Annotated in this window: 7 protein-coding genes; all 7 read right to left on the bottom strand. The window is 40.1% G+C overall.

What is annotated here, in order from left to right; all coding sequences use genetic code 11:
- Positions 1 to 6 precede the first annotated feature (6 nt).
- The 7 genes from aroC to NL42_RS17680 all read right to left on the bottom strand — a co-directional run bounded on the left by aroC (position 7) and on the right by NL42_RS17680 (position 6352).
- The gene (gene aroC / locus NL42_RS17710; RefSeq protein ID WP_461313753.1) at positions 7 to 1098 is read right to left on the bottom strand and encodes a chorismate synthase; all 1092 of its coding nucleotides are present in this window, start codon (positions 1096 to 1098) and stop codon (positions 7 to 9) included.
- A 12-nt stretch (positions 1099 to 1110) separates the two neighbouring features.
- The gene (gene prmB / locus NL42_RS17705) at positions 1111 to 2115 is read right to left on the bottom strand and encodes a 50S ribosomal protein L3 N(5)-glutamine methyltransferase (protein ID WP_003651622.1); all 1005 of its coding nucleotides are present in this window, start codon (positions 2113 to 2115) and stop codon (positions 1111 to 1113) included.
- A 225-nt stretch (positions 2116 to 2340) separates the two neighbouring features.
- Positions 2341 to 3546, bottom strand: a complete 1206-nt coding sequence (trpB, locus tag NL42_RS17700; protein ID WP_461313752.1) for a tryptophan synthase subunit beta — start codon at positions 3544 to 3546, stop codon at positions 2341 to 2343.
- A gap of 37 nt (positions 3547 to 3583) precedes the next feature.
- Positions 3584 to 4771 carry a vWA domain-containing protein gene (locus tag NL42_RS17695; RefSeq protein WP_461313751.1) on the bottom strand — a complete coding sequence of 396 codons (1188 nt, stop codon included), beginning with the start codon at positions 4769 to 4771 and terminating at the stop codon, positions 3584 to 3586.
- A 15-nt stretch (positions 4772 to 4786) separates the two neighbouring features.
- Positions 4787 to 5638, bottom strand: a complete 852-nt coding sequence (locus NL42_RS17690) for an AAA family ATPase (RefSeq protein ID WP_069123222.1) — start codon at positions 5636 to 5638, stop codon at positions 4787 to 4789.
- Between the two features lie 29 nt (positions 5639 to 5667).
- Positions 5668 to 6054, bottom strand: a complete 387-nt coding sequence (locus NL42_RS17685) for a hypothetical protein (protein WP_461313750.1) — start codon at positions 6052 to 6054, stop codon at positions 5668 to 5670.
- Positions 6047 to 6352 carry a YcgL domain-containing protein gene (locus tag NL42_RS17680; protein ID WP_016138215.1) on the bottom strand — a complete coding sequence of 102 codons (306 nt, stop codon included), beginning with the start codon at positions 6350 to 6352 and terminating at the stop codon, positions 6047 to 6049. The genes NL42_RS17685 and NL42_RS17680 overlap by 8 nt, the downstream gene beginning before the upstream one ends.
- Positions 6353 to 6395 lie beyond the last annotated feature (43 nt).

Below are 6395 nucleotides of genomic sequence, written 5' to 3'. Positions count from 1 at the left end.
TTATGTCTACGGTTCAATTGGAGCAAATGGAGGAATAACATCTGCATTTTGAGCACGATGGCGTAGAAAGTGGTCCATCAAAACAATCGCTAGCATTGCTTCTGCAATCGGTGTCGCACGTACGCCTACACATGGGTCATGACGACCTTTAGTCAATACATCAGTATCTTCACGATTTAAATTAATCGTTTTACCCGGTGTCGTAATGCTTGCTGTTGGTTTTAGTGCAATAGCAACTCGAATGGACTGACCACTTGAGATACCGCCCAAAATCCCACCCGCATGATTCGCTAAAAAGCCATTACTGGTCAATTCATCACGTGTTTCATGTCCAAACTGTCCAGCAACTGCAAAACCATCACCAATTTCAACACCTTTAACTGCATTAATACTCATCATCGCATGAGCAATGTCAGCATCTAAACGGTCAAAAACTGGTTCGCCCCAGCCAACAGGAACTTTTTCCGCCAAAATTTCCAACTTCGCGCCGCAGCTTGTTCCTTGTTCACGTAAAGAAGTCACTAAGGCTTCAAAACGTGAAACAGCGTCTACATCACCACAGAAAAATGGATTATTCGGAACTTCATTCCAATCCAGTTTTTCGGCAACTTCATTGCCAATTTGAGTAACATGACCACGGATCAAGACGCCAAATTTTTCTGCTAAATATTTTTTAGCAATTGCACCCGCTGCAACACGCATAGCAGTTTCACGAGCACTTGAACGGCCACCGCCACGATAGTCACGGAAACCGTATTTTTGCGTATATGTATAGTCGGCATGGCCAGGTCTAAAAGTTTGGGCAATATTGCCGTAATCTTTTGATTTCTGATCAGTATTCTCAATCAACAAACCAATTGGTGTACCTGTCGTTTTACCTTCAAAAACACCTGAAATGATTTTAACTTGATCAGGCTCTTTACGTTGAGTCGCAAACTTAGAAGTACCTGGTTTACGACGGTCAAGATCTTTTTGCAAGTCTTCTTCAGAAAGCTCAAGGCCCGGTGGCACACCATCAACAATTGCCATTAAGCCAACGCCATGAGACTCACCGCAAGTAGTTACACGAAAGAGTTGTCCAATAGTATTCCCTGCCATATGCCCAACTCCTTATATTTGCTCTTCAAATAGTTTTCTATAACGGCGACATTGTTCAGCAGTCAAAGCAAAAATACCTGAGCCACCTTTTTGGAAAGTGAGCCAGTTGAAATCAATCGTATTAAAGTTCTGACGCATTGACCATTCAGAATTACCTACTTCAATGACAATGAGGCCATCTTCAGTTAAGTAATCTGCCGCTTGTGCAAGCATTTTACGAACTAAGTCTAAACCATCTTGGCCCGCTGCCAATGCAAGTTCAGGTTCATGTAAAAATTCTTCTGGTAAGTCAGCCATATCTTCAGCATCGACGTACGGTGGATTACTTACAATCAAATCATACTGATTTTCAGCTGGAATCTTGGCGAATAGATCCGACTCAAGCAATGCAACTTGATATTGCTTATTGTGGTGCTCAGTATTAATTGAAGCAACTTCTAAAGCTTCTTTAGAGATGTCAGTTGCATCTATTTCAGCATCTGGATAAGCATAAGCCAAAGCGACTGCAATACATCCAGAACCCGTACACATATCTAAAATACGGTGCGGAGTTTTAGGCTTTGCATTTTCTGGCAAATTATTGAGAGCTTCGCGCATTTGACCATTTTCATCTAAACAATATGGCGCAAAACGTTGCTCAATTAATTCTGCAATTGGTGAACGTGGAATGAGTACACGTTCATCTACATAAAATGGCTTATTAAAGAAATAAGCAAGATTTAATAAATAAGATGTTGGAATGCGGTCATTAATACGGCGTTCCAATAAGCTTAAAAATTCTGCTTTTTCGCTTGGTAATAACTTCGCATCTAGAATTTCTGCGTCTGCTGACCATTCAAGAGATAAGGTTTGTAAAACTAATGCAGAGCTTTCTGCAAAATAATCTTCAGTACCTTGTCCTAAATGTGCATCATGTTGACGTAATGCTGATACCCCAAAACGAATGAAATCTCGAATTGTTGATAAATTTTCAGCCGCTTCCTGTAAATTTTCAGGGCTAATCGTCGGTCGCTCCACTTAGGCGTCTCCAAAGGCAAATTTTGCAAAGTGACTATTCTACTGAGTGAGGTACAGCAAAGCAACGCTTTGCCCTATGAACCGGAGTTTTACAGGCCTATCTCGAACAATCACACGTTAAAATCAGAATACTTTGTTTTAATTATAAAATAATGAAATTTAATTTAGATGTTCAAAAAAAAAACAGCCCTTAAATGATGGGCTGCTTTTAAAGTTTAATTCATTTTAAAGCTCAAGCTTGTCGGCAACATAATCAGAGTCTTTATCCCCACGGCCCGACAGATTTACCACAATCATGGTTTCTTTCAGCAGTTTTGGCGCTTCACGAATTGCCCAAGCGACAGCGTGTGAGCTTTCAAGCGCAGGAACAATGCCTTCAACGCGAGACAGTGTCATAAAAGCATCTAAACATTCTTGGTCGGTAGCGGTGCTATATTCAACACGTCCTAAATCTTTTAAAAAGCTGTGTTGTGGTCCAACACCAGGATAGTCTAGTCCTGAAGCAATAGAGTGCACAGGTAAAGGTTCACCTGCCTCATTTTCAAGGACATAACACGCCATACCATGAATTTGACTTGGCTTACCTAAAGTTAGTGTTGCTGAATGCATATTGGTTTCTAAACCATGTCCAGCAGGCTCAACCCCAACAAGTTTTACGTCTGAGTCATTTAAAAAGGCTGTAAATGCGCCTATTGCATTTGAACCACCACCGACACAGGCCACAACATAATCGGGGCTTTTTCCAAATCGCTGATGCGTTTGATCTTTAATTTCATTGCCAATAATCGATTGAAAATCACGAACCATTTTAGGGAATGGATGCGGACCTACAACAGAACCAATGGCATATATAAAGTTTTTTGGGTCTTTTAAATATTCTTCAAATGCACTATCTACAGCATCTTTTAATGTTGCTGTACCACGTGTAACTGCCACCAAATGAGCACCCAAAATTTTCATTTTGACTACATTTGGATGTTCTTTTTCAATATCGACTTGACCCATGTGAATTTCACAGGGAATCCCCACTAACGCACAAGCGGTTGCCAAAGCAACGCCATGCTGACCAGCACCTGTTTCAGCAATAACTTTTGTTTTGCCCATATATTTAGCAAGTAAAGCTTCACCTAAGCAGTGATTGATTTTGTGAGCACCTGTGTGGTTCAAATCTTCACGCTTTAAATAAATTTGTGCACCGCCTAACTGTTCAGAAAGACGCTTCGCATGAAATAAGGGACTTGGACGGCCTACATAATTTGTAAAGAGGTCTGATAGTTCATTTTGAAATTCAACTGTATGGCGAATTTCTTCATAAGCAACATTAATTTCATCCATTGCTTCTTTTAAATGTGGAGGAATGAATTGTCCGCCATATTCACCAAAAAATCCTTGTTCATTCGGCAAAGCAATACCGTTAATTTGATGTTGCATATCATCCCTCTTTTTAAAATTATTAAAGTTATTAAGCTTATCGAGAAAGGTAACGCGTTAAATCCTCAATGCCTTTTAGCGTCATTGGATACATATGATTTTCAAAAATCTCTTTAATCCAACCAATGGTTTGAGTGTAATGCCAATACCCTTCTGTTTCAGGGTTTAGCCACGCTGTTTTATCAAAATGTTGACGTAGGCGACGTAACCAAACCTCACCTGTTTCATCATTCATATATTCAACCGAGCCACCCACCGATTTCAGCTCATACGGTGCCATACTGGCATCACCCACTACAATTACACGATAGTCGCGTCCATAGGTGTGAAATAGATCCCACGTATTCATACGTGTGGCTGTGCGGCGATGATTATCTTTCCAAACATAGTCATAAAGACAATTATGGAAATAAAAGTATTCGAGTGTTTTAAACTCACTTTTAGCGGCACTAAACAGTTTTTCGCATTGTGCAATATGAGCATCCATCGAACCGCCCACATCAAACAACATCAGCACTTTTATTCGATTTCGACGCTCAGGCACCATTTGAACATCAAGAATACCTTGCTTGGCTGTTTCACGGATTGTACCGTCAACGTCCAACTCTTCAGCTGCACCTTGACGCGCAAATTTACGTAAGCGTCGTAAAGCAATTTGCATTTGGCGAGTACCAAGAACTTGGTCATCATCCAGATTTTGATATTTACGCTGTTCCCAAACTTTAACTGCCGAACGTTTACGCCCTGGTCCACCGATTCTGACGCCTTCTGGATGATCTCCAAAGGCCCCAAAAGGCGAAGTACCACCAGTACCCACCATGCGGTTACCACCCTGATGTTTTTTATGCTGTTCGCGTAACCGCTCTTCCAGCATTTTCATCAGTTCTTCTAAGGAACCTGCTTTTTGGAGTTCTGCCCGTTGTTCAGGAGTTAAATGCTTTTCTAGAAGTTCTAAATCAAACCAGTCTTTTGGCAACTTATGAACTTGCTTGAGTAACTCGTCCAGATCAAAGGTTTCAATACCATCAAAGTAATCTTTCATGGCACGATCGAACTTGTCAAAAAAGCGCTCATCTTTAACTAAAATAGTTTTAGCAAGTTGATAGAACTCTTCTTGATCGGCAAAAACTAAACCTTCACTTACTGCACGGTTTAAGTCAATAAGTTCACGAGTTGTAACTGGAACACCGTATTTACGTAAGGTGTAAAATAACCGCACAAACATGGGTTATTCCCTCCTTTAACGTCGAGACATGAAAGCCAAACGTTCGAGGAGTTGCACATCCTGCTCGTTTTTGATCAGCGCACCATATAAAGGTGGAATAGCTTTTGATGTATCTCGATTGCGTAATACATCTTCTGGCATATCGTCTGCCATGAGCAAGCTTAACCAATCGATTAACTCAGAGGTTGATGGTGGTTTCTTCAAATTAGGAATTTCACGTAGTTTAAAGAAAACCTGTAAAGCTTCATTTACTAATGTTGCAGAGATGTTTGGGAAATGAACGGCAATGATTTCTCGCATTGTAGCTTCATCTGGAAACTCAATGTAATGAAAGAAACAACGACGTAAGAAAGCATCGGGTAATTCTTTTTCATTATTCGAAGTAATAATTACGATTGGGCGTTGTGTTGCCGTAATGGTTTCACTCGTTTCATAAACATAGAAAGACATTTTATCGAGTTCATGCAACAAGTCATTTGGAAACTCGATATCGGCTTTATCAATTTCATCAATTAACAATACACAACGCTCTTCACTCGTGAAAGCTTCCCACAGTTTACCGGGTTTAATATAGTTCTTAATATCGTAAACGCGATCATCACCCAACTGGCTGTCTCGCAAACGAGAAACTGCATCATATTCATACAACCCTTGCTGTGCTTTGGTTGTCGATTTAATATGCCAAGTAATGAGTTTTAAGCCCAAGCTTTGTGCTACTTGCTCAGCAAGTAAAGTTTTACCCGTACCAGGTTCACCTTTAATCAGTAAAGGCTTTTGTAAAGCACGAGCTGCTTTTACAGCGAGCTTAAGACTATCCGTCGCGATATATTGATCTGTACCGGTAAAATGTTGGGTATCAGCAGACATGTAAAGACCTTATTTTTCTATTTCAATGGTTAGATGGAACGCATGCTTTTGTTCATTGAATATTTTGACCAACAATATCCAATCACCAAACCTAGACCAACTACAAACAGAATTAAAGATAAATTTGACCAGATTAAAGGGCTATCTTTGGTTAAAACACCAAATAGTAGTCCAAAAATAGCTGGTGCTACCGATGCATTCGGTCCTTCAGACACTGTTGGTGTAACTAAAATAGCAAAGACAATAAGCCAGCTAATTGCACCAAAAGTTGTAGGAAGGCGACGCATTAATCGCCACCAACACCATAAAGCAATCATAGCGCCTATTCCATAAGCTGTTAAAGCAATAACACCTTCAGGAACAACATCCAAAAAAGAGAATAATTGATTCATTATTCCAGTTTGATCTTCACGCACCACGTAAGCCCTCTGGTTCAACCGCATTTGGGTTAATTAACCCTTCTGGCGGCATCTGAATAAAGAAACCTTTTGTTTGTAATGAGTCTAAAACATGTAAAACATTAGCACGCGCCAATTTACGTGTTGGAGCTAATTCTAAATGCATGACAAACGTTGCACGACCAAACGCTTGTACAACAGCTTCAGGAATATTTTCAAACGGATCAGCTTGTTCCGCATCGTCAGGATAGTTTGGACGAGCAATATACATGTACATTTCATCTTTTTTGCTCGATCTATAAATATCACAGTGCATTTCAAATCAACTCTTGAACTAAGGACAGCATACATGAAAAAAA

It is taken from the genome of Acinetobacter sp. GN11 (assembly GCF_054823985.1).
The sequence above is the reverse complement of the archived record's forward strand: the minus strand, read 5'-3'. Positions and strand labels throughout refer to the sequence as shown.